At 71.9% G+C, this 21923-nt stretch carries 25 protein-coding genes; 6 read left to right on the top strand and 19 right to left on the bottom strand.

The features are described from left to right. The first annotated feature begins 100 nt into the window (after nt 1-100). Nucleotides 101-1042, top strand: a complete 942-nt coding sequence (locus tag AC07AB_RS19590) for a CAP domain-containing protein (RefSeq protein ID WP_478568240.1) — start codon at nt 101-103, stop codon at nt 1040-1042. Nucleotides 1043-1122: 80 nt separating this feature from the next. On the opposite strand, the gene mutM is transcribed toward AC07AB_RS19590, so the two are convergent. The 10 genes from mutM to AC07AB_RS19540 form a co-directional block, all read right to left on the bottom strand. After that, nucleotides 1123-2004: a bifunctional DNA-formamidopyrimidine glycosylase/DNA-(apurinic or apyrimidinic site) lyase gene (mutM, locus tag AC07AB_RS19585; RefSeq protein ID WP_478568237.1), complete on the bottom strand. Its 882-nt coding sequence runs from the start codon at nt 2002-2004 to the stop codon at nt 1123-1125. Nucleotides 2005-2123: 119 nt separating this feature from the next. Beyond that, nucleotides 2124-2972, bottom strand: a complete 849-nt coding sequence (gene rnc, locus AC07AB_RS19580; RefSeq protein ID WP_478568234.1) for a ribonuclease III — start codon at nt 2970-2972, stop codon at nt 2124-2126. Between the two features lie 19 nt (nt 2973-2991). Beyond that, nucleotides 2992-3165, bottom strand: a complete 174-nt coding sequence (rpmF, locus tag AC07AB_RS19575; protein WP_009714764.1) for a 50S ribosomal protein L32 — start codon at nt 3163-3165, stop codon at nt 2992-2994. Nucleotides 3166-3167: 2 nt separating this feature from the next. Beyond that, complete coding sequence (locus AC07AB_RS19570; RefSeq protein ID WP_478568231.1) at nt 3168-3761, bottom strand: YceD family protein; 594 nt, start codon at nt 3759-3761, stop codon at nt 3168-3170. Nucleotides 3762-3961: 200 nt separating this feature from the next. Further along, nucleotides 3962-5098, bottom strand: coding sequence for a DivIVA domain-containing protein (locus AC07AB_RS19565; RefSeq protein ID WP_478568577.1), 1137 nt, complete (start codon nt 5096-5098; stop codon nt 3962-3964). A gap of 99 nt (nt 5099-5197) precedes the next feature. Continuing rightward, entirely contained in the window at nt 5198-5677 is a 480-nt protein-coding gene (gene coaD, locus AC07AB_RS19560; RefSeq protein ID WP_478568228.1) for a pantetheine-phosphate adenylyltransferase, read from the bottom strand. 26 nt (nt 5678-5703) lie between these two features. Continuing rightward, nucleotides 5704-6291, bottom strand: a complete 588-nt coding sequence (rsmD, locus tag AC07AB_RS19555) for a 16S rRNA (guanine(966)-N(2))-methyltransferase RsmD (protein WP_478568225.1) — start codon at nt 6289-6291, stop codon at nt 5704-5706. A gap of 97 nt (nt 6292-6388) precedes the next feature. Next, the gene (locus tag AC07AB_RS19550; protein WP_478568222.1) at nt 6389-6919 is read right to left on the bottom strand and encodes a hypothetical protein; all 531 of its coding nucleotides are present in this window, start codon (nt 6917-6919) and stop codon (nt 6389-6391) included. A gap of 161 nt (nt 6920-7080) precedes the next feature. Then, nucleotides 7081-9309, bottom strand: a complete 2229-nt coding sequence (gene recG, locus AC07AB_RS19545; RefSeq protein WP_478568219.1) for an ATP-dependent DNA helicase RecG — start codon at nt 9307-9309, stop codon at nt 7081-7083. Nucleotides 9310-9367: 58 nt separating this feature from the next. After that, nucleotides 9368-11086, bottom strand: coding sequence for a DAK2 domain-containing protein (locus AC07AB_RS19540; protein WP_478568217.1), 1719 nt, complete (start codon nt 11084-11086; stop codon nt 9368-9370). Nucleotides 11087-11394: 308 nt separating this feature from the next. On the opposite strand from AC07AB_RS19540, the gene rpmB reads away from it, so the two are divergent. Next, nucleotides 11395-11580, top strand: coding sequence for a 50S ribosomal protein L28 (rpmB, locus tag AC07AB_RS19535; protein WP_078645170.1), 186 nt, complete (start codon nt 11395-11397; stop codon nt 11578-11580). A gap of 172 nt (nt 11581-11752) precedes the next feature. Here the strand turns inward: rpmB and thiD are convergent, their stop codons facing one another. Together thiD and AC07AB_RS19525 are read right to left on the bottom strand one after the other, a co-directional pair. Continuing rightward, nucleotides 11753-12553, bottom strand: coding sequence for a bifunctional hydroxymethylpyrimidine kinase/phosphomethylpyrimidine kinase (gene thiD, locus AC07AB_RS19530; RefSeq protein ID WP_478568214.1), 801 nt, complete (start codon nt 12551-12553; stop codon nt 11753-11755). A gap of 23 nt (nt 12554-12576) precedes the next feature. Continuing rightward, on the bottom strand, nt 12577-13548 hold the full coding sequence (locus AC07AB_RS19525; RefSeq protein ID WP_478568211.1) for a thiamine-phosphate kinase: 972 nt from the start codon (nt 13546-13548) through the stop codon (nt 12577-12579). Between the two features lie 137 nt (nt 13549-13685). On the opposite strand from AC07AB_RS19525, the gene AC07AB_RS19520 reads away from it, so the two are divergent. Together AC07AB_RS19520 and AC07AB_RS19515 are read left to right on the top strand one after the other, a co-directional pair. Continuing rightward, on the top strand, nt 13686-13919 hold the full coding sequence (locus AC07AB_RS19520; RefSeq protein WP_030884850.1) for an Lrp/AsnC family transcriptional regulator: 234 nt from the start codon (nt 13686-13688) through the stop codon (nt 13917-13919). A 20-nt stretch (nt 13920-13939) separates the two neighbouring features. Further along, nucleotides 13940-14437: a DUF3515 domain-containing protein gene (locus tag AC07AB_RS19515; RefSeq protein WP_478568208.1), complete on the top strand. Its 498-nt coding sequence runs from the start codon at nt 13940-13942 to the stop codon at nt 14435-14437. A gap of 30 nt (nt 14438-14467) precedes the next feature. Here the strand turns inward: AC07AB_RS19515 and AC07AB_RS19510 are convergent, their stop codons facing one another. Genes AC07AB_RS19510 through AC07AB_RS19500 form a run of 3 tightly spaced genes read right to left on the bottom strand, consistent with a single transcriptional unit; the run spans nt 14468 to nt 17413 of the window. Next, nucleotides 14468-15622, bottom strand: a complete 1155-nt coding sequence (locus AC07AB_RS19510) for a D-alanine--D-alanine ligase family protein (RefSeq protein ID WP_478568205.1) — start codon at nt 15620-15622, stop codon at nt 14468-14470. Nucleotides 15623-15656: 34 nt separating this feature from the next. Next, on the bottom strand, nt 15657-16658 hold the full coding sequence (locus AC07AB_RS19505) for an NAD(P)H-dependent glycerol-3-phosphate dehydrogenase (RefSeq protein WP_478568202.1): 1002 nt from the start codon (nt 16656-16658) through the stop codon (nt 15657-15659). Next, nucleotides 16655-17413: a lysophospholipid acyltransferase family protein gene (locus AC07AB_RS19500; protein ID WP_478568199.1), complete on the bottom strand. Its 759-nt coding sequence runs from the start codon at nt 17411-17413 to the stop codon at nt 16655-16657. The genes AC07AB_RS19505 and AC07AB_RS19500 overlap by 4 nt, the downstream gene beginning before the upstream one ends. 170 nt (nt 17414-17583) lie before the next feature. On the opposite strand from AC07AB_RS19500, the gene cofC reads away from it, so the two are divergent. Together cofC and AC07AB_RS19490 are read left to right on the top strand one after the other, a co-directional pair. Further along, a complete protein-coding gene (gene cofC, locus AC07AB_RS19495; RefSeq protein ID WP_478568574.1) occupies nt 17584-18228 on the top strand; it encodes a 2-phospho-L-lactate guanylyltransferase in 645 nt (214 codons plus the stop codon). Nucleotides 18229-18274: 46 nt separating this feature from the next. Beyond that, entirely contained in the window at nt 18275-18532 is a 258-nt protein-coding gene (locus AC07AB_RS19490) for a hypothetical protein (protein ID WP_478568196.1), read from the top strand. Nucleotides 18533-18654: 122 nt separating this feature from the next. Here AC07AB_RS19490 and AC07AB_RS19485 read toward each other — a convergent pair whose 3' ends face one another. From AC07AB_RS19485 to leuC, 4 genes are all read right to left on the bottom strand, one after another. Next, a complete protein-coding gene (locus tag AC07AB_RS19485) occupies nt 18655-19347 on the bottom strand; it encodes an HU family DNA-binding protein (RefSeq protein ID WP_478568193.1) in 693 nt (230 codons plus the stop codon). A gap of 125 nt (nt 19348-19472) precedes the next feature. Beyond that, nucleotides 19473-19718, bottom strand: coding sequence for an SCO5555 family protein (locus tag AC07AB_RS19480; RefSeq protein ID WP_478568191.1), 246 nt, complete (start codon nt 19716-19718; stop codon nt 19473-19475). Nucleotides 19719-19854: 136 nt separating this feature from the next. After that, nucleotides 19855-20448, bottom strand: a complete 594-nt coding sequence (gene leuD / locus AC07AB_RS19475; protein WP_478568188.1) for a 3-isopropylmalate dehydratase small subunit — start codon at nt 20446-20448, stop codon at nt 19855-19857. 5 nt (nt 20449-20453) lie between these two features. Next, nucleotides 20454-21878: a 3-isopropylmalate dehydratase large subunit gene (gene leuC, locus AC07AB_RS19470; RefSeq protein WP_478568185.1), complete on the bottom strand. Its 1425-nt coding sequence runs from the start codon at nt 21876-21878 to the stop codon at nt 20454-20456. Nucleotides 21879-21923: the final 45 nt, after the last annotated feature.

Genomic DNA, 21923 nt, shown 5'->3' with positions numbered 1-21923 from the left:
GACCATGGCGTACAGTCGCCGCTCGATACGACCTACCCACCCGTACGAGTGACGCATGTCGATGCCTGGCAGCGCGCAGCGCACGTAAGGAAGGCAGCACATGGGCCGCCATGGACGCCCCGCCCCGCCATCAGCGGCGACGGCTCCCTCGTCAGCCACCGAGCCGGCCGCCGGACGGCACCGCGAGAGCGGCCGCGGCCGGGCCCGAGCCAAGGCTCCGGTACGGACCGGGCTGCTGGGCGCGTCCGCCGCGATGGCGATCGGCGCGGTCGCCGTGACCTCCGGCCTGCTACCGGGCGGCGACACCTTCGGCTTCGGCGGGCATGACGGTCCGAGCGGCGACGTACGCGCGGACGGCTCGCCTGACATCCGCTCCCAGGGCTCCGAGTCGGCGTCCCCGGCGGGCCGCGGCCCGACGCCCGCGAGCCGTGGCGGAGAGCGCGCGCACGCACCGTCGCTGACGCCGTCGACGCCGCCCGCCTCGCCGTCCGCCCGCCCCTCCCCCTCCCGGACCGCGGAGAGCACCGGAAAGGGAGCCGGGGCCGAACCGCGCCGGGACCACGCCGCCACGGACCGCGCCGCGGCGCCGCCCCGTACCAGCGACGCGGCGCCCGCCCCGGCCACGCCCGGGAAATCCACGAGCGCTCCATCCGACTCCGGCCCCGTGGCCTCGACCCGGAGCCAGGTCCTCGCCCTGGTCAACCAGGAGCGGGCGAAGGCCGGGTGCAGCCCGGTCACCGCGAGCGAGCCGCTCGACGCGCTCGCCGGCGCCTTCAGCGACGACATGGCCGAACGTGGCTTCTTCGCCCACTCCGACCCGGACGGCAAGAGCCCCTGGGACCGGGCCGCGAAGCGCGGCATCAAGAACCTGGGCGGCGAGAACATAGCGCGCGGCCAGACGGACGCGAAGGCCGTCATGGACACCTGGATGCACAGCCCGGGACACAAGGCGAACATCCTCAACTGCGACTACAAGAAGCTGGGCGTCGGCGTGCACTTCGGCCCCGGCGGACCGTGGTGGACCCAGGACTTCGGCTTCTGACGGGCTGAGTCTTCTGACAGACGGGTCCGAGAAGCGGATTCCGAGGGCGGGCGCGCCGGGCACACCGGCCGGCGCGCCGTTCAGAGCCCGGTGACCGCCGGACGCGGCGGGCGCTGGCAGCGCGGGCAGAAGTAGCTGGAGCGGTTCATCCAGGGGCGGCGGCGTATGGCGGTGCCGCAGCGGCGGCAGGGCTCGTCCTCTCGCCCGTACGCGTCCAGGGAGCGGTCGAAGTAGCCCGATTCGCCGTTCACATTGACGTAGAGGCTGTCGAAGCTGGTGCCGCCCACCGCGAGGGCCGCGTTCATCACCTCGCGCACGTGGCCGAGGAGTTCCGCGCTGCGCGGGCGGGTCAGGGTCGCGGTGGGGCGTTCGTAGTGCAGGCGTGAGCGCCACAGCGCCTCGTCGGCGTAGATGTTGCCCACGCCGCTGATCAGCGACTGGTCGAGCAGGGCGCGCTTGACGGTCGTACGGCGGCGGCGCAGCGCGGCGTGGAAGGCGGCCTCGTCGAAGGCGGGGTCCAGCGGGTCGCGGGCGATGTGCGCGATGACGTCCGGGAGACCGTCCGGATCGCCGGGGACGGTGTCGTGCAGGGAGAGCCCGCCGAAGGTGCGCTGGTCGACGAAGCGCAGTTCGGTCCCGTCCGCGTCGGCGAAGCGGACCCGGACGCGCAGGTGCTTCTCGTCCGCGGCGTCGTGCGGCTGGACGAGGAGTTGGCCGCTCATGCCGAGGTGCGCGAGTACGGAGAGCGCGTCGGCGCTCTCCATCGGCAGCCAGAGGTATTTGCCGCGGCGGCGCGGCTCGCCGATGCGGTGGCCGGTCAGCCGGGCGGCGAAGTCGACGGGGCCGGCGACGTGGCGGCGGATGGCGCGCGGGTGCAGCACCTCGACGGAGCCGACGGTACGGCCGCGGACCCACCGGTCCAGCCCGCGCCGGACGACCTCGACCTCGGGCAGCTCGGGCACGCTCTCTCCTCAACGGACGGAAGTGGACGACCCGCGCAGTAGTGCGGGATGCGACTCCGCCCACCCTTCCCCGGTGGGGACGGGTGGGCGGTCGGCCTTCCGCCGCACGCGCGGAAGGTCTAGGCGGGCAGGCCGCCTTCCGCGGCGGACGGTGCGTCGTCGGCGGACCCACCGTTCGTCGCGTCGGCGGAGGCGGCGGATTCCTTGGCGGCGTCCGCGGCACGGGCCTCGGACGCTTCCTGGATCGCGCGCCAGGCGGCCTCGGCCGCCTGCTGCTCCGCTTCCTTCTTGCTGCGGCCGGTGCCGGTGCCGTACGCGACACCACCGACGCGAGCAGCAGCCGTGAAGACCTTCTCGTGGTCGGGGCCGGTCTCGGAGACGAGGTACTCGGGGACTCCGAGCCCTTCCGTCGCCGTGAGCTCCTGGAGGCTGGTCTTCCAGTCCAGGCCGGCACCGAGGTTCGAGGAGCGGGCGATCAACGGGTCGAAGAGCCGGTGCACCAGCTCGCCGGCGGCGTCGAGGCCCTGGTCGAGATAGACCGCGCCGATGACGGCCTCAAGGGTGTCGGCGAGGATCGACGCCTTGTCCCTGCCGCCCGTTCCTTCTTCACCGCGGCCGAGCCGGATGAAGGCGCCGAGATCGAGGCCACGGCTGACCTCGGCGAGCGCGCGTGAGTTGACCACCGCGGCCCGCAGCTTGGCCAGCTGGCCTTCTGGGAGGTCGGGGTGGATGCGGTACAGCGTGTCGGTGACCACCAGTCCGAGCACCGAATCCCCGAGGAATTCGAGCCGTTCGTTGGTGGGCAGGCCGCCGTTCTCGTACGCGAAGGAGCGGTGCGTCAGTGCACGCACCAGAAGGGCGGACTCCAGGTGATACCCGAGCCGCCCTTCCAGAAACGTGTGGGACGAGGCTGTGTCCGCCGACGTCTTTTTCGAGGAGGTGTTCCTCGACGAATCAGCGTCTGACATGGAGCCTGTCACCCGCCGTTCAGACCTCTAGGACCTGGCGGCGGTTGTAGGTGCCGCAGCTCGGGCACGCGATGTGCTGCTGCTTCGGCTCGTGGCAGCGCTCGCACGCCACCAGGGTGGGGACCGCAGCCTTCCACTGCGACCGGCGGTGGCGCGTGTTGCTGCGCGACATCTTCCGCTTCGGAACAGCCACGGCTACTTCTCCTGAGGTTCATCCCCGCTGGTGCGGGGGGCGTCGTCCTTCTCGCCGTCCTGGGTGGACCCGGCGAGTCCCTGCAAAGCCGCCCAACGGATGTCGACGGCCTCATGGTGGTGGTCCGGGTCGTCCGCCAGCCGCGCCCCGCACTCGGAGCACAGACCGGGGCAGTCTTCCCGGCACACCGGCTGCAGCGGCAGTGCGAGCACCACCGCGTCGCGCAGCACGGTTTCGAGGTCGAACATGTCGTCCTCGATGAAGAGAGTGTCCTCATCTTCCTCGGCGTCGTCGCCGGTGTCCGCGGTGCGGCTCCGGACGTCGGCGTCGGGGTAGGAGAACATCTCCTGGAAGTCCGCTTCGAGCTTTCGCTCCAGCGGCTCCAGACACCTTACGCACTCCCCTGTCAGCGGTGCACGGGCGGTGCCTGTGACAAGCACCCCTTCCATGACCGACTCCAGTCGGAGGTTCAGCTCCACGGTCGCGCCCTCCGCCACCCGGATGACCTCGACACCGAGGTCGGCTGGGGCGGCGATGGTGCGGGAGACCCGCTTCAACGCACCGGGACGCCGACCCAGCTCGCGTGTGTCGAACACGAGAGGGGCACGGTGGTCGAGGTGGGCGTTCAGGGCTTCCTGCTTTCTACGCTGCGGTGACGGCCGCCCGGTGCGGATGTGCTGGGGGCAGCCGTGATCGCGGACGTACACGCGACCGAAGAGCCAGGATACTGGACCTGCCGCTGTACACCCAATCCGCTCCCCGAGGCCCGCCGACGGCGGCCGGGGAGGGCGCGAGGCTAGCGGCCCTGCTCGTACGCGCGCAGCTGGTCGAGGTTGATCATGCTCGTGTCGAAGAGGCTGGTCTCGTCGAGGGCCGCGGCCTGCTGCTGGCCCTCATGGGGCTGCTGGGGCTGCTGATGCTGGAGGTGCGGATCGGCGGCGTACCCGGTGTTCGGGTCGTACGCCTGCTGCCCCTGCCAGCCGTAGGCGTCCTGCTGCTGGTAGCCGCCCTGCACCGCGTACGGGTCCTGCTGCACGTACTGCTGCTGATAGCCGTACGCGTCCTGCTGCTGGTATCCCGCGGTCGCGCCGTAATAGTCGGGCTGCGCCTGGGCGTGGTCCTGATGCTGGACCTCCTGGACCTGCGGCTGCGGGGGCCCTGCCGGGGCCGCCGGCACATCGGCGCGGCCGGCCTGCTCCTGCGGGAGGGCGAGCCCGGCTAGGAAGTCCGCGTCGCTGGTGTGGAGCCCGGCGCCGTAGCCGTCCTGGGCGTCCGCGAGCGCGCCCAGCTCGTCCGTGGGGCGCACGCCGAGCAGCGTCTGCCGGCCGCGCCCGACGGCCTCCAGGGTCTTGGCGAGCACGGCCGACACCGCGCCCAGCTTCGTGTCCACGTACTCGTCGGCGCGGTGGCGCAGGGTCTGCGGGTCCGCGCTGCGCTCGGGGCCCTCGTCGAGTTGGCCGTCCCCGTCCACGAAGCCGTCGGGGCCCCCGTCGCGGCCCAGCAGCTTGTCCCGGCCCCGGTCGACGGAGCCGATGGTCTTGGTCAGGACGACCTCGAAGTTGGCGAGCTTGCTGTCGACGTAGTCGTCGGCCTCGGCCCGGATCTCCTCGGCCTCCCGGCGGGCCTCCGAGAGGATGCGGTCGGCCTCGTCCTGGGACTGCCGGGCGACCTCGGTGTCGGAGATCAGCGAGCCGCGCTGGGCGTGCGCGGTCTCGATGATCCGCTCGGCCTCCTGGCGGGCGTCCTCGACGAGCTGCTCCCGGCCGCCGATCAGCTCCTGCGCCTGGGCGAGCGAGCCGGGCAGCGCGGCCCGGACCTCCTCCAGCTGGGCGAGCAGCTCGGCCCGGTTGATCACGCACGAGGCCGACATGGGCATGGACCGGGCGCCGCCGACGGTCGCGACGATGTCGTCGAGCTTCTTCTGCACGTCCACCTGAGTGCTCGCCACTTTCTACGGCCGAAGGGTCGGGACGGGACCGACTGTACGGCCAGTGGGCCCCGGCCCGACACCTGCTGACATCTCGTCAGTCCGTCAGCGCTTCGCGAGCCGTTCGGTGAGGGCCTCCAGCACCAGCGGCGGCACCAGGTGCGCGACGTCGCCGCCCCAGGCCGCGACCTCCTTCACCAGGCTGGAGGAGAGGAAGCTGTAGGTGGGATTGGTGGGGACGAACAGCGTCTCCACGCCCGACAGCCCGTTGTTCATCTGGGCCATCTGGAGTTCGTAGTCGAAGTCGCTGACGGCCCGCAGCCCCTTGACGATGGCGGGGATGTCGCGCTCCTTGCAGAAGTCGACGAGCAGGCCGTGGAAGGACTCCACCTCCACGTTGCCGTACTCGGCGGTGACCTGGCGGAGCAGGTCGATCCGCTCGTCGACCGTGAACAGCCCCTGCTTGGACTGGTTGATCATCACGGCGACATGGACGACGTCGTACAGCCTGGAAGCGCGGGCGATGATGTCGAGGTGTCCATTGGTGACGGGGTCGAAGGACCCCGGACAGACTGCGCGGCGCAAGAGTGGTTCCTCGCTCTCCGATCCGGTCATGACGCGGCTGTGCGACATGAGGCGGCGCGACCGTACCAAAGCGTTCCCTCGCCGTAACGACGGGCCCTGAGCCCCTCGAAATCCTCCGGCCACCGGAATTCGCCGCCTCTGGTGCTGCGCTCCACGGTGACGAGCGCCTCACCCGCGAGCCAGCCCTGGGCCAGGAGTGTGAGGAGTATCTCCCGGAGCTCGTCGTCCCCCACCGCGTACGGCGGATCGAGGAAGACGACGTCGTACGGGCCTCCCGGCGGCGGTGGCGCGGCGGCGATCTGCTCGGCCCGGCCCGCGCGGACCTCGGCCCCGGGCAGGCCGAGGGCGCGGACGTTCTCCCGGATGGTGCGGGCCGCGCGGGGGTCGGCCTCGACGAGCAGGACGTGCCCCGCTCCCCGGGACAGCGCTTCCAGGCCGACCGCGCCGGAGCCGCCGTACAGGTCCAGGACCCGCGCCCCGGCCAGCGGCCCGTCCAGCGCCTCCCAGGTGGAGAAGAGGCCCTCGCGCGCCCGGTCGGAGGTGGGGCGGGTGCCGCCGCCGGGCGGCACCGCGAGGCGCCGCCCTCCGGCCGCACCGGCGATAACGCGGGTCATGGTGGTGGCTCACCCTTCCGTTCGACGTGCACAAGCTGCCCGCTCATTATTGGCGCCACCGCCGGATGCGGCCCGCCCGGCCCGGCCGGGACCGGCGTCAGGCGCCGCCGGGTGCGTCGCCGGGGGCCTCGCTCGCCCCCAGGAGCGCCGGGGAGACGTAGCGCGACCAGGAGAGGCAGCCGTCGGGCGGGCAGTACTCGGGGCGGCGCGGGTCGTGGCCGAGCTCGCGGAGCTTCGTGCGCACCGAGTCCGGCGTACGTCCGAAGCGGGCGGCTATCCGGGCTATGGTCTCGCCGCCGTGGAAGCGGTGCGCGAGGTCCTCCTCGTGCTGGGGCACCCAGGGGGCTCCGTGTCCGGGGAACAGCTCGCGCAGCACGTCCCGGTCCGGGATCGGCTCGGCGACGTCGGCGACGAGCGCGAGGGCGCGCAGCGCGCGGTTGAGCGCGATGCGCAGCGGCGGCACTTCGGTCATCGGCAGCGTCAGGGCGCCGGAGGCCAGCAGCGCCTCCGGGGCGTCCTCGTGCCAGCCGGCGAGGGTCAGGGTGACGGTGGCGTCGTCGTCGCTGGCGAGCTCGATCCGGAAGATCTTGTCGCCGAGCGGCAGCTCGTTGATATGGCGGAACGACATGAAAGCAGCCCCCAATGGCCCAACTCAGCCGATCCTGGAGCGGATCGGTTCGGACTATGTCCATTCTCTCAGGGGGGTCTGACATTTCCTCCGGTCGCTCGGCGCCCTCCTCGCCTTCGCTCCCCCGGGCACGCGGGCCCGTCATCCCTCGTCAGCCCTTGTCAGCCCTTGTCCAGGTAGCGCTCCCGCTCGTCGTCGAGGAGCGCGTCCAACGCGGTGCGCAGCGCCGGGAATCCGTCGAGTTCCGGGTCGGCGCCGACGACGGCGACGGCCTCCTCGCGAGCCGCCGCGATGACCTCCTCGTCGTCGATGACGGTGAGCATCCGCAGCGACGAACGGACGCCGGACTGCGCCTGCCCGAGCACGTCACCCTCGCGCCGCTGCTCCAGGTCGATCCGGGACAGCTCGAAGCCGTCGAGGGTGGCCGCGACGGCGTTGAGCCGGCCGCGCGCCGGGCTCGCCTCGGACGCCTCGCTCACCAGCAGGCAGAGCCCCGGCGCGGAGCCGCGGCCCACCCGGCCGCGCAGCTGGTGGAGTTGGGAGACGCCGAACCGGTCCGCGTCCATGATCACCATGACCGTGGCGTTGGGGACGTTGACGCCGACCTCGATGACGGTCGTCGCCACGAGCACGTCCACCTCGCCCGCGGCGAAGCGGCGCATCACGTCGTCCTTCGCGTCCGGCTGCATCCGCCCGTGCAGCACCTCCACGCGCAGCCCGCTGAGCGCTCCCGCGGCCAACTGCCCGGCGATGTCGAGGACGGCGAGCGGCGGCCGGCGCTCGCCGTCCGGCCCGTCGTCCTCCGCCGCTTCTTCCTTCTTCGCCGCTGCCTTCTTCTTCGGCTCCTCCTGCTCGTCGCCGATGCGCGGGCAGACCACGTACGCCTGGTGGCCGCCCTCGGCCTCCTCGCGCACCCGCTCCCAGGTGCGCGCCAGGAAGTGCGGCTTGTCCTTGGCCGGCACCACATGGCTGGCGATCGGCGAGCGACCGGCTGGGAGCTGGTCGAGCACGGACGTCTCCAGGTCGCCGAAGACGGTCATGGCGACGGTCCTCGGGATGGGCGTCGCCGTCATCACCAGCAGGTGCGGCGGCTGGCTGCCCTTGGAGCGCAGCGCGTCCCGCTGCTCGACGCCGAACCGGTGCTGTTCGTCCACCACGACCAGCCCGAGGTCGTGGAACCGCACCTTGTCCTCGATCAGCGCGTGCGTGCCGATGACGATCCCGGCCTCGCCGGTCACCAGGTCCAGCAGCGCCTGGCGCCTGGCCGGCATCCCCATGGAGCCGGTGAGCAGCACCACCTTGGTCCCCTGATCGGCCCCGCCGAGCATGCCGCCCTCGGCGAGTCCCCCCATCATCTCCGTGATGGACCGGTGGTGCTGCTGCGCGAGCACCTCGGTCGGCGCGAGCATCGCGGCCTGCCCGCCCGCGTCCACGACCCCGAGCATCGCGCGCAGGGCGACCATCGTCTTCCCGGAACCGACCTCCCCCTGGAGGAGCCGGTGCATGGGGTGGTCGGTGGCGAGGTCGTCGAAGACCTCTGCGGAGACCTTGCGCTGGCCTTCGGTGAGGGTGAAGGGGAGCCGGGCGTCGAAGGCGTCGAGCAGGCCGTCCCGCACGGGCCGCCGCGGTACGGCCGGGAGCTGGGCGTCGGCGTGCCGCCGCCGGGCCAGGGCGACTTGGAGGACGAACGCCTCGTCCCACTTGAGCCGGTCCCGGGCGGAGGCGATGTCCGCCTTGGTGCGCGGGCGGTGGACCTTGCGGAAGGCGTCGGGCAGCTCGGCCAGGGCGCGGTTCTCGCGCAGCGCCGCCGGGAGCGGGTCGGCGATGTGCTCCCAGTCCTCCGCCTCGAAGAGGTCCAGGAGGGTGGAGACGGCCTTGGTGAGCTTCCACGCCTGGAACTGCTTGCACGCCGGGTAGATCGGCACCATCTGGCCGGCGAAGGACTCGGCGGCCTCGTTGCCGCTCTCCCGGTCCAGGAGTTCGTAGTCGGGGTGCAGGAGCTGGCGGGTGCGGTTGAAGACGGAGACCTTGCCCGCGAACATGCCCCGGCGCCCCGGCAGCAGTTCCTTCTCGCGCGCGTACGCGCCTCTGCCGAAGAAGACGAGGGTCAGCGATCCGCTGCCATCCGTCACCACGACCTCCAGGCGGACGCCCTTGCCGTGGTTGAAGGTCTTCATGGCCGCCTTGGCGACCTGCGCGACGACCGTGACGTGCTCGTCGAGCGGCAGGTCGGCGAGGCGGGTCAGCTCGCCCCGCTCCGCGTACCGCCGCGGGTAGTGGTGCAGCAGGTCGCCGACCGTGTGCAGGTCGAGGTGTTCGGCCATCACCTTGGCGGTGTTGCCGCCGAGGATCTTCTTCAGTGGTTCATCGAGCGCGGGCACGCGGTCCATTGCACACCATGGGTGTGACAGCGCCGCGCCACCACCGCCGGAGCCGCCGCGAGCGGCACTATTCGATGCCGATGAGCAGCGGCGCGGACTGCTGCTCGCCGCGGTAGACGACGGTGTCGACGGCGAGGTGGCCATCGCGTACGTACCGCTCCAGGCGGTCCGCGACGGCGTTCGGCACCCCCGCGCCGAGCACCAGGGTGACCATTTCGCCGCCCGCGGCCAGCATCCGGTCCAGGACGGCCTCGGCGGTGGCCGCCAGTTCGGCGCCGATCACCGCGACATCGCCGTCGATCAGGCCGAGCACGTCACCGGCCTGGCACACGCCGGCCATGGTCCAGGACTGCCGTTCGGCGACGGCGAGTTCCGCGTAGCGGGTGGCTCCGGCGGCGGACGTCATGGCGACGACGTCCTCGTCGAAGCGGCGGGCGGGCTCGTGCACGGCGAGCGCGGCGATGCCCTGCACGGCGGACCGGGTGGGGATCAGGGCGACCCGTACGCCCTCGGTGCGGGCCTGTTCGGCGGCAGCGGCGGCGGTGTGCCGCAGGTCGGCGGCGTTGGGGAGGAGCACGACCTCGCGCGCGTGCGCGCGCCGGATCGCGTCGACGAGTTCGCCGCTGGCGGGCGGCTCCCCCGGCCGGGTCGCCACCACGGTCGCCCCGGCCTCCGCGCAGAGCCCGGCCAGCCCCTCGCCGGGCACCACGGCGACGACGGCCCGCGGGGCGCGCGGCCGGCGCTCCGCCGCCTCGGCGGGCTCCTCGCGGCGCCCGGCGGCGCGCGCCTGTACGGCGTCCGCCCCGAAGTGCGTGATGCGGATGCGGTACGGCCGTCCCGCCTGGATGCCCGCCTCGACGGCCGCGCCCGCGTCGTCCACGTGGACGTGGACGTTCCACAGCCCGTCGCCGCCGACGACGACCAGGGAGTCGCCCAGGGCGTCGAGCCGTGTCCGCAGCGCCGTGACGGCGTCGTCGTCCGCCTCCAGGAGGTAGATCACCTCGAAGGCGGGCCCGTCCTCGGCCGGGTGCGGGCCGCCGTTCGGGCAGTCGCACGCCCCCCGCGCGCCCGCTGCCGCCGGTATGCCGGCCGCGGCCGTACGGGCGTCCGGGAGGCCCCCTGCCAGGGTCTGTACGAGGGCCCCCAGCACCGCGACCAGCCCGCGGCCGCCCGCGTCGACGACGCCGGCGCGGCGGAGGTCGGCGAGTTGGTCCGGGGTCGCGTCGAGCGCGGTGCGCGCCCCCAGGTAGGCGGCGCGCGCCACGTCGGCGCCGCCCCCCTCGGCCTTCCCGGCGGCGTCGGCGGCGGCCGCGGCGACGGTGAGCACGGTGCCCTCGACGGGGTGCGCGACGGCGGTGTACGCGGAGTCGGCGGCCTGCCGGAGCGCGCGCCGGAGCACGTCGGCCCCGTCGCGCGTCCCGGCCGCCCGTACGCCCCCCGGGCCGACGCCGTCAGGGCCGTCCTGCGACAGCACCTGCGCCATGCCCCGCAGCAGCTGCGCCAGGATCGTGCCGGAGTTGCCGCGCGCCCCGATGAGGGCGCCGTGCGCCATGGCCCGTACGGCGTCGGCCAGGGTGGGTACGGCCTCGGTGGCGGCATGGCCGTCGAAGGCGGCGTCGACGGCGCGGGCGGCGGATTCGACGGTGAGGTACAGATTGGTGCCGGTGTCCCCGTCGGCGACCGGATAGACGTTGATCGCGTCGATCTCCTCACGGGCCCGGCCGAGCTCGTCCAGCGCCAGAGCGCACCAGGTGCGTACCGCGGCGGCGTCCAGCGTGTGCGGCACCTGCGTCCTCCTCCTAGATCCACCCGGGTCCGCCGTGCCGGGCCCGATACGCCCCGGCTCGCCACGTCCGCGCCGCCCGCGGGCCACGGGCACAGGTCGGCAGGCTAGTGCCGGGGCGACGGGTCGCCCGGGGCGGGGGCCAGGGCCGTCATGGTAGTTTCGTTGTACGGGAGCGGTCGTTGTATGCTGCTCCGGTTGCCTGATGAGAATCAGGCCATTCCCCCTGGTACCACCGGTCATCGACGCTTTGTCGATCCCGGAGTGCCGGGAATTCACCGTAAGTGCATCTGAAGTCTTTGGAGTGACCCGTGGCTGCCAACTGCGACGTCTGCGGCAAGGGGCCGGGCTTCGGCAACGCTATTTCGCACTCGCACCGCCGTACCCCCCGCCGTTGGAACCCCAACATCCAGCGGGTGCGTGCAGTGGTCGGGAGCACGCCGAAGCGGCTCAACGTCTGCACCTCGTGCATCAAGGCCGGCAAGGTCTCGCGCTAGCGAGCGGTCCTCCCCGCACCAGCGGGGGTGAGCCGGTCTCGCACCGACGGTTACGTCGTGGCGCAGCCCCCTCCGGTTGCCTGAAAGGCCGGTCCGTCCCGTACGGACCGGCCTTTCGCATGCCCGCGGCCGACCGGTCGCCCCGTACGCCCGCGGGCGGGCGAGAGGCCGCTCAGCGGGTGCGCCACCCGTGGTCCACCGGGCCGATGCCGCCGCCCAGCGGGAAGCCGGCCGCTATCGCCCCGGTGACGTACTCCTTCGCCTCGGCCACCGCCGCCGGGACCGCGCGCCCCTTGGCCAGCTCGGCGGCGATGGCGCTGGCGAGCGTGCAGCCGGTGCCGTGGGTGTGCCGGTTGTCGAGCCGTTCGGATCGCAGCCAGTGCTCCTCGGCGCCGTCCGTGAGCAGGTCCACGGCGTCGCCCGCGAGGTGCCCGCCCTTGATGAGCGCCCAGGTGGGCCCGTAGCCGAGCACCGCGTCCGCCGCCCGCCGCAGATCGTCCTCGGCCGCCACCCGTACGCCCGTGAGCTGCGCCACCTCGTCCAGGTTGGGGGTGGCCACGGTCGCCAGCGGCAGCAGCTTCGTACGGACGGCGTCGAGCGCGGTGACGGCGAGCAGCGCGTCGCCGTGCTTGGAGATGCCCACCGGGTCGACGACCACGGGGGCGTCGACGCCGGCGAGCAGGTCGGCGACGGTCTCGACCAGCTCCGCCGAGGCGAGCATGCCGGTCTTGACGGCCTGCGCGCCGATGTCGTCGACGACGCTGCGGAACTGGGCCCGTACGGCCTCGGCGGGCAGCGGCCACGCGCCCTGCACCCCGCGCGAGTTCTGCGCCGTGACGGCGGTGAGCACGCTCATGCCGTGCACGCCGAGCGCGAGCATCGTCTTGAGGTCGGCCTGGATGCCGGCACCGCCGCCGGAGTCCGATCCGGCGACGGTGAGCACGCGTGGCGGTGTGGAGGTCTCGCTTGGCATACCGGCGAATCTACTCGTCGGTGCTACTCGTCCGTCTCCAGGTCCCCGAAGTGGTCCCAGCCGCCGACCTTGTCCCAGGGCGCGCCGTCCACGGTCACCTGCGGCAGCGCGGACGGGTGGAGCACCTCGCCGATCACCTGCCAGCGCGCGGGCAGCTTCACGTCCGGCGGGAAGGTCGCCACGATCGCGTGGTCCTCTCCCCCGCCGAGCACCCAGTGCAGCGGGTCGACGCCGACGGCCTGCCCGATGTCGTGCATCTGGCTGGGCACGTCGATCGCGGCCGTGTGCAGGTCGATCCGGACCTTGCTGGACTCGGCGATGTGCCCGAGGTCGGCGATGAGGCCGTCGCTGACGTCGGTCATGGCGGTGGCGCCGAGCCCGGCGGCCGCGGGGCCCGCGTGGTACGGCGGTTCGGGCCTGCGGTGCGCCTCGACGAAGGCGCGCGGGGAGCGGAAGCCGCGGGAGAGCACCGCGTGCCCGGCAGCGGACCAGCCGAGCCAGCCGGTGACGGCGACCACGTCGCCGGGCTGGGCGCCGGAACGGGTGACGGGTTCGTGGTTGCGCAGGTCGCCCAGGGCGGTGATGGCCACGGTGATCGTCTCGCCGCGCACCACGTCGCCGCCGACCACGGCCGCGCCGGCGACCTGGCATTCGTCGCGGATGCCGTCCATCAGCTCGGTCGGCCAGGTGGCGGAGAGTTCGGCGGGGACGACGAGGCCGAGCAGGACGGCGGTGGGCACCGCGCCCATCGCGGCGATGTCCGCGAGGTTCTGCGCGGCGGCCTTACGGCCGACGTCGTAGGCGGTGGACCAGTCGCGGCGGAAGTGCCGTCCCTCCAGCAGCAGGTCCGTACTGGCCACTACGCGCCGGTCGGGGGCCGCCACCACCGCCGCGTCGTCTCCCGGTCCGAGCCGTACCGCCGGGGTGGTGGTGAGCCGCGAAGTGAGCTCTCTGATGAGCCCGAACTCCCCCAACTCGCCCACGGTGCCCTTCATCCAGTTGCCCCTTCGCACTCGTGCTCCGCTGATCCCCGCGCCGCGCAGGCCGCGCGGGTCTCCCCGCGCCGTGCGGCGACGCGGTACCGTGGCGTCTCTTCTCCCCACATGATCCTCGTCGCCGCCCAGGAGGTTCCGTGGTACAGGCGTACATCCTGATCCAGACCGAGGTCGGCAAAGCGTCGACCGTGGCCGAAGTCATCGCGAAGATCGCAGGCGTGATACAGGCCGAGGACGTGACCGGTCCGTATGACGTGATCGTCCGCGCCCAGGCCGAGACCGTGGACGAACTCGGCCGCATGGTGGTCGCCAGGATCCAGCAAGTGGATGGCATCACCCGCACACTGACCTGCCCGGTGGTCCATATCTAGTCCCCCCGTATGCTCGGCCGGTGAGATTTTCCATCCGCCCGCGCGCCTGGCTGCCCGTCGTCGCCGTACTGACCGCTGCCGGCTGCTCGTTCACCGGCGACACCGCGGAGGTGAGCGCCCCCTCGCCGTCGGCGGCGGAGGCCGGGTACTGCCGGGCGTTGCACGCGAAGCTCCCCGATGCCGTGAACGGAATGAAGCGGCGGACGACGGTGCCTGCCTCGGATTACACCGCGGCCTGGGGCGATCCGGCCATCGAACTGCGCTGCGGGGGGCCGCGGCCCAAGATCCTCACGCCCGGCAACGAACACTACAACCCCAGCGCGGACGCCATGGAACTCAACGGCGTCGCATGGCTGCCCGAGCGGCTCAAGGACGGGGGCGTCCGCGCCACCACGACGCTGCGCAAGGCGTCCGTCGAGGTCGTCATCCCGCGGAAGTACACGGGCGAAGCCGGTGACGTGAGCGCGCTCACCGACTTCGCCGACGCCGTGCGGCGGACCGTGCCGACGGGGATCTGACAGCGCTCGGCGCGGCCGCGGCCCCGTGGTTCAGCGCAGCCCCGTGGTGCGGCGCAGCGCGGCCTGTACGAGCAGGTCCACCAGCTCCGGGTAGCTGACGCCGCTCTCCTGCCACATCCGCGGGTACATCGAGATGGGCGTGAAACCGGGCAGCGTGTTGATCTCGTTGATCACGAACTCGCCGTCCTCGCCGAGGAAGAAGTCCGCGCGCACCAGGCCCTCGCAGGACGCCGCGTCGAAGGCCCGTACGGCCAGTTCCCGGACCCGCTCGGTCTGCTCGGCGGTGAGCGGCGCGGGCACCAGACCGGGAGAGGAGTCGATGTACTTCGCCTCGAAATCGTAGAAGTCGTGGCTGGAGACCGGCGGGATCTCGGCGGGCACGCTCGCGCGCGGCCCGTCCTCGAACTCCAGCACCCCGCACTCGATCTCGCGGCCCCGCAGCAGCGCCTCCACGATGATCTTCGGGTCGTGGCGGCGGGCCTCCTCGATGGCCTCGTCGAGGCCCTCGAAGCCGTCGACCTTGGTGATGCCCATGGAGGAGCCGCCGCGGGCGGGCTTGATGAACAGCGGCCAGCCGTGGTCGCCGGCGAAGTCCGCGATCTTCCGGCGGGCGGCGTCGCGGTCCTTCTCCCACTCGCGCGGCCGGATCACCTCGTAGGGACCGACGGCCAGCCCGAAGGAGGTGAAGACGCGCTTCATGTACTCCTTGTCCTGCCCGACGGCGGACGCGAGGACGCCGGAGCCGACATAGGGCACCCCGGCGAGCTCCAGCAGCCCCTGGAGGGTGCCGTCCTCGCCGTACGGGCCGTGCAGCACGGGGAAGACGACGTCGACGTCGCCCAGCGCCTTGGGCACGGCGCCCGGTTCGGTGTAGACGATCTCGCGCGAGGTCGGGTCGGCGGACAGCACCACGGCGCCGTCCTGGGACTCGGCGAGCTGCTCGACGGACGGCAGCCGCCGGTCGGTGATCGCCATCCGCTCGGGGTCGTCGGCGGTCAGCGCCCAACGGCCGTCCGTGGTGATGCCGATCGGCAGCACGTCGTACTTGGTGCGGTCGATGGCGCGCAGCACGGCGCCGGCGGTGACGACGGAGATCGCGTGCTCGGAGCTGCGCCCGCCGAAGACGACGGCGACGCGCGGTTTCCGGCTCTGCGCAGGGCTCTGGGGAGGGTTGTCGCTGCTCATATCGCGTCGAGACTACCTGTTGACAGACCGCGCGTCAGTGCCGCTCCGCCTTGGCGGATCGGGACATCAGCTCCTTGAGCGCGACGAGCGGCGGCTTGCCCTCGTGGACGATGCCGACGACCGTTTCGGTGATCGGCATGTCGACATCGTGGCGGCGGCCCAGATCCAGCACCGACTCGCAGGACTTGACGCCCTCCGCGGTCTGCTTGGTGACCGCGATGGTCTCCTCCAGCGTCATGCCGCGGCCGAGGTTGGTGCCGAAGGTGTGGTTGCGGGAGAGCGGCGAGGAGCAGGTGGCGACGAGGTCGCCCATGCCCGCGAGGCCGGCGAAGGTGTGCGCGTCGGCGCCCATCGCCAGCCCCAGCCGGGTGGTTTCGGCCAGTCCGCGGGTGATGAGGGACGCCTTGGCGTTGTCGCCGAGGCCCATGCCGTCGGCGATGCCCACGGCGAGGGCGATGACGTTCTTGACCGCGCCGCCGAGCTCGCAGCCGACCACGTCCGTGTTGGTGTACGGGCGGAAGTACGGGGTGTGGCAGGCGGCCTGGAGCCGCTGGGCGACCGACTCGTCGGGGCAGGCGACGACGGCGGCGGCGGGCTGCCGGGCGGCGATCTCCTTGGCGAGGTTGGGGCCGGTGAGCACCGCGACCCGCTCCGGGGCGGCCTTGCCGACCTCCGCGATGACCTCGCTCATCCGCTTGGCGGTGCCGAGCTCCACGCCCTTCATCAGCGAGACGAGGACGGTGTCGGGGGCCAGCAGCGGGGACCACTGGGAGAGGTTCTCGCGCAGCGTCTGGGAGGGCACGGCGAGGACGGTGAACTCCGCGTCGCGGGCGGCGGCCGCGGGGTCGGTGGTGGCCCGTACGGCGTCGGGGAGCCGGACACCGGGGAGGTAGTCGGGGTTGCTGCGGCCGGTGTTGACGGCCTCGACGAGGTCGGCGCGGCGGCCCCACATCGTCACTTCGCAGCCCGCGTCGGCGAGCACCATCGCGAAGGCGGTGCCCCAGGATCCGGTGCCGTATACGGCGCAGCGCGTCACTCGTCGTTCTCCTTGGCGTGCAGGGCCTTGCGGCGGGCTTCGGCGCGCGCCTGCTTGTGGTCGTACGGCTCCGCGGGCACGGGCTCCTGGCGGAGCTCGGCGAGGAGTTCGGTGATGGCGGCCATGATGGTGTCGGTGGCCCGGCGGAGCACCTCGGCGGTCGGGTCCTGCCCGTAGTACTCGGAGAGGTCGACGGGCGGGCCGGCCAGCACCTTGAGCGTCTTGCGGGGGAAGAGCCGGAGCTTCTTCTCCTTGGCGTACGGCGGCATGGCCGCGTGGGCGCCCCATTGCGCCACGGGGATGACGGGCGCCTTGGTCAGCAGCGCGACGCGGGCGGCCCCGGTCTTGCCCTGCATGGGCCACAGGTCGGGGTCGCGGGTCAGCGTGCCCTCGGGGTAGAAGGCCACGCATTCGCCGCTCTCGATGGCCTGGACGGCGGCGCGGAAGGCGACGGCGGCGTCGGTCGACTGGCGGTAGACCGGAATCTGGCCGGTGCCGCGCAGCAGCGTTCCCACGAAGGTCGTCTTGAAGAGTCCGGACTTGGCGAGGAAGCGCGGTACGCGGCCGGTGTTGTACTGGAAGTGCGCATAGGACAGCGGGTCCAGATACGAGTTGTGGTTGACCGCGGTGATAAATCCGCCGTCCGCGGGAATGTGCTCCATTCCGCGCCAGTCCCGCTTGAACAGAACCACAAGCGGCGGTTTCGCCAACACCGCCGTAAAGCGGTACCAGAAGCCGATTCTGTGGCGGGACACTCGGACACCCTTCTCTTTGGACCTGGGATGGATCGGGTCTGCTGCGATCCCGGGGGCCGCACAAGTGTCGCCCCAGGTACCCGGTCTGTCGAGAACACGGTAACCCCGCGCCCTCCGGGCGACTGCGGCAGCAGGTGACAATGAGGGCGATGCGAAGAGACGGAGCGGGTGTGGTCTGGACCGTTGTGGTGCCGCTGAAATCCTTGGCGCAGGCCAAAAGCCGCCTCTCCGGGGCCGCTGGAGCAAGGGGGGACGGCCTGCGGCCCGCTCTCGCGCTCGCGTTCGCCCTCGACACGGTGGCGGCCGCGCTGGCGGCGCGGCCGGTGGCCGGTGTGGTGGTCGTCACGGATGATCAGCTGGCCGGACAGCGGCTGGCGGACCTCGGCGCGCGGATCGTACCGGAGCCACCGGGCGGCGGCCTGAACGCGGCGCTCGCCCACGGCGCGGACGCCGTACGGGCATGGGCCCCGGAATCCGGGGTCGTGACGCTCAACGCGGATCTCCCCGCTTTGCGGCCGGATGAGCTGACCCGGGTACTGAACGCGGCCGCCGCTTTTCCGCGCGCTTTTCTCGCCGATGCCGCGGGAATCGGCACAACGCTGCTCTCGGCCGCTCCCGGAGTGATGCTGGCACCGGCTTTCGAAGGTCTCTCCCGGGCGCGGCACCGGGCGTCCGGAGCTGCCGAGATCCTGCTCGACGGAGTCGATTCGGTACGTCAGGACGTGGATACGCCGCAGGATTTGCGGGCCGCGCTGGCGCTGGGCGCGGGGGCCCGTACCACCGAGGCCGCGGCGGGCCTGCTGATAGCCGATTAGGGCGTGCGGGCGCGCTCTGTCGGACCCGGGCTCTAAGCTTTGTCCTATGCAGGCGACCGCGTACACATACGACTTCGAGACCCGCAGCGGGAGCGTTCTCCTGGACGACGGCACGCCGCTGCCGTTCGACGCGGCGGCGTTCGACGCGGGAGGGCTGCGGCTGCTGCGTCCGGGGCAGCGGGTGCGGATCGAGATCGCGCCCCCGGAAGAGGGTCGGGACCCGGAAGAGGCCCCGGAAAAGGGCTCCGAAAAGGCCCCGGCCGCCGAGCGCCGGGTGACGTTGGTGACCCTCCAGACCTTCTGAACCCTCTGAGCCGTTCGGCCGGGCGTTCCCGGGCGCTTTCGGGCGTGTCGAGCGCACGCCGCGGGCCGGTCTCCCCGGAGGGAGCCCGGCCCGGCGCGGGACGCTCTTTGCTGTCGCCGCCCTTACTTCTTCTTGGCAGTGGCCTTCTTGGCGGTGGTCTTGCGCGCGGTGGTCTTGCGCGCCGGGGCCTTGGTGGCCGTGGCCTTCTTGGCGGGCGCCGTCTTCTTCGCGGTCGCCTTCTTGACCGTCGCCGCCTTCTTCGCCGGCGTGGCCTTCTTGGCGGCGGCCTTGGTGGCCGTGGCCTTCTTGGCGGGCGCCGCCTTCTTCGCGGTGGTGGCCTTGGTCGCCGCCTTCTTGGCGGTCGCCGTGGTCTTCTTCGCGGGCGTCGCGGTGGTCTTCTTCGCGGTGGTCTTCTTCGCCGTCGCCTTCTTGGCGGTGGCCTTCTTGGCCGCGGCCTTGGCGGTCGTGCGGGTGGAAGATCCGCCCGAGAGGCTGCCCTTGGGGGCCTTCTTGACGGCCACGTCGTTCTTCGGGAGCTTCTTCGAGCCGCTCACCAGGTCCTTGAAGCCCTGACCCGCGCGGAAGCGGGGGACGGAGGTCTTCTTGACCCGCACCCGCTCACCCGTCTGCGGGTTGCGGGCGTAACGGGCCGGGCGGTCGACCTTCTCGAACGAGCCGAAGCCGGTGACCGAGACCCGGTCACCGGAGACAACTGCACGGACGATCGCGTCGAGTACCGCGTCGACAGCGTCTGCGGCCTGCTGACGGCCGCCTACCTTGTCGGCAATCGCTTCAACGAGCTGCGCCTTGTTCACGTCTTCCCCTTCGGAGACATTGCTGGAACGAATGCGTTCCAGCCTTTTCGCACGTTAGGCAGATATATACCGCAAATCAAACACGAAACGGTCTAATCACCCTTGTGCCGCAACGAACTCGACCATCACGGAGTTCCGTCGGTGTCGCGTTCTGGGGGGAAACGGCCCTCGTCGAGGTCGTTCATCAACCGGTCCAGACGCTTTGCCGCGCCTGAGAGATCGTGCTTCGCCGCAGCCGTGATGGCCAGCAGCTTCCGGGACAGCGCCATCCGTACGCCCTCCGGGACTTGCAGTGTGCGCACCCTTGTGTGCGCTTCCTTTAGTTGGTCGGCAACGAGCCCGTAGAGCTTGAGTTGGCTGTCGCGTTCCATGCACCGATTGTGCCATCTGAGGCGAGTTGTCGCTTCACGGGGCCTCAACAAACCGATGCGCCCCCTGTCCGAAGACAGGGGGCGCATCATGTCAAACACCAGACGAACAGCGGAAATCGGGGTCTTGGCAGGAGCCTCAGACGAGGGTCGTGGAGGGCTTGAAAACGGGCCGCTTCCCTTCATACGCCGCGATTTCGGCGTCCTGCCGGAGGGTCAGGCTGATGTCGTCCAGCCCTTCCAGCAGCCTCCAACGTGCGTTCTCGTCAAGCGCAAAATCAGCCGTGATGCCTTCGGCCCTCACCTGGCGGGTGACGAGGTCCACGGTGACCTCCGCCGTGGGGTCCTCCTCGGTGAGCTTCCACAGCTTCTCGACCGTCTCCTGCGGGAGCACGACGGTCAGCAGACCGTTCTTCAGCGAGTTGCCGCGGAAGATGTCGGCGAAGCGGGCGGAGACGACCGCCTGGAAGCCGTAGTTCTGGAGCGCCCATACGGCGTGTTCGCGGGAGGAGCCGGTGCCGAAGTCGGATCCGGCCACCAGAACCGAGGCGCCCGCCCGCTCGGGCCGGTTGAGCACGAACTCCGGGTCCTTGCGCCACGCCTCGAAGAGCCCGTCCTCGAAGCCGTCCCGGGTGACCTTCTTCAGCCAGTGCGCGGGAATGATCTGGTCGGTGTCCACGTTGCTGCGGCGCAGCGGCACGGCCCGGCCGGTGTGCGTGGTGAAAGCTTCCATGGCGCTCAGGCCTCCACGAGAGTCGGGGCGTCGGACAGGTCCGCGGGCGAGGCCAGATGGCCGAGCACCGCGGTGGCGGCGGCGACCTGCGGGGAGACCAGATGGGTGCGTCCGCCCTTGCCCTGCCTGCCCTCGAAGTTGCGGTTGGAGGTGGACGCGGAGCGCTCGCCGGGGGCGAGCTGGTCCGGGTTCATGCCCAGGCACATCGAGCACCCGGCGTGCCGCCATTCGGCCCCGGCCGCGGTGAACACCTTGTCCAGCCCCTCCGCCACGGCCTCCAGCGAGACCCGTACGGAGCCCGGCACGACCAGCATGCGGACGCCGTCGGCGACCCGGCGGCCGTCCATGACGGCGGCCGCGGCGCGCAGGTCCTCGATCCGGCCGTTGGTGCATGAACCTACGAAGACGGTGTCCACGGTGATGTCGCGCAGCGCCTGACCCGCCGTCAACCCCATGTATTCCAGGGCCTTTTCGGCGGCGAACCGCTCCGAAGCGTCTTCGTACGAACCGGGGTCGGGGACCCGGGCCGACAGCGGCGCGCCCTGGCCGGGGTTGGTCCCCCAGGTGACGAACGGCGCGAGTTCGGCGGCGTCGATGACCACCTCGTGGTCGAAGACCGCGTCGTCGTCCGTGCGCAGCGTCCTCCAGTATTCGACCGCCGCGTCCCAGTCGGCGCCCCGCGGGGCGTGCGCCCGGCCCTTCAGGTAGTCGAAGGTGGTCGCGTCCGGGGCGATCATGCCGGCCCGGGCGCCCGCCTCGATCGACATGTTGCAGATGGTCATCCGGGACTCCATCGAGAGCTTCTCGATGGCCGGGCCGCGGTACTCGATGACGTAGCCCTGGCCGCCGCCCGTGCCGATGCGGGCGATGACGGCGAGGATCAGGTCCTTGGCGGTGACGTCGTCGGCCAGCTCGCCCTCGACGGTGATCGCCATGGTCCTGAAGGGCGCCAGCGGCAGCGTCTGGGTGGCCAGCACATGCTCGACCTGGCTGGTGCCGATGCCGAACGCGAGCGCGCCGAACGCGCCGTGCGTGGAGGTGTGGCTGTCGCCGCAGACCACGGTGGTGCCGGGCTGAGTGAGGCCGAGCTGGGGGCCCACCACATGGACCACGCCCTGCTCGACGTCGCCGAGCGGGTGCAGCCGCACGCCGAACTCCGCGCAGTTCTTGCGCAGCGTCTCCAACTGGGCGCGGGAGACGGGGTCCGCGATCGGCTTGTCGATGTCGAGCGTGGGGGTGTTGTGGTCCTCTGTCGCGATGGTGAGGTCCAGGCGGCGGACCGTGCGGCCGGCCTTGCGGAGGCCGTCGAACGCCTGCGGGCTGGTCACCTCGTGCAGCAGGTGGAGATCGATGAAGAGGAGGTCGGGCTCGCCCTCGGCGCGCGTGACGACGTGGTCGTCCCATACCTTCTCCGCCAGTGTCCGTCCCATCGCTGTCCCTCCGGCCGGCGTCGCTGCCGACCCAACTCGTATGTC

The organism is Streptomyces sp. NPDC044033 (assembly GCF_056434425.1).
The sequence above is the reverse complement of the archived record's forward strand: the minus strand, read 5'-3'. Positions and strand labels throughout refer to the sequence as shown.

Bases quoted from the DNA above. Each gene is read 5' to 3' on its own strand.
- thiD (WP_478568214.1), bottom strand. From the start codon at position 12,553: ATGCCAAGCGAGACCTCCACACCGCCACGCGTGCTCACCGTCGCCGGA.
- AC07AB_RS19490 (WP_478568196.1), top strand. From the start codon at position 18,275: ATGCAGGCGACCGCGTACACATACGACTTCGAGACCCGCAGCGGGAGC.
- AC07AB_RS19590 (WP_478568240.1), top strand. From the start codon at position 101: ATGGGCCGCCATGGACGCCCCGCCCCGCCATCAGCGGCGACGGCTCCC.
- rnc (WP_478568234.1), bottom strand. From the start codon at position 2,972: ATGTCAGACGCTGATTCGTCGAGGAACACCTCCTCGAAAAAGACGTCG.
- leuD (WP_478568188.1), bottom strand. From the start codon at position 20,448: ATGGAAGCTTTCACCACGCACACCGGCCGGGCCGTGCCGCTGCGCCGC.
- recG (WP_478568219.1), bottom strand. From the start codon at position 9,309: ATGGACCGCGTGCCCGCGCTCGATGAACCACTGAAGAAGATCCTCGGC.
- rsmD (WP_478568225.1), bottom strand. From the start codon at position 6,291: ATGACCCGCGTTATCGCCGGTGCGGCCGGAGGGCGGCGCCTCGCGGTG.
- AC07AB_RS19525 (WP_478568211.1), bottom strand. From the start codon at position 13,548: ATGAAGGGCACCGTGGGCGAGTTGGGGGAGTTCGGGCTCATCAGAGAG.
- leuC (WP_478568185.1), bottom strand. From the start codon at position 21,878: ATGGGACGGACACTGGCGGAGAAGGTATGGGACGACCACGTCGTCACG.
- AC07AB_RS19550 (WP_478568222.1), bottom strand. From the start codon at position 6,919: ATGTCGTTCCGCCATATCAACGAGCTGCCGCTCGGCGACAAGATCTTC.
- AC07AB_RS19510 (WP_478568205.1), bottom strand. From the start codon at position 15,622: ATGAGCAGCGACAACCCTCCCCAGAGCCCTGCGCAGAGCCGGAAACCG.
- AC07AB_RS19480 (WP_478568191.1), bottom strand. From the start codon at position 19,718: ATGGAACGCGACAGCCAACTCAAGCTCTACGGGCTCGTTGCCGACCAA.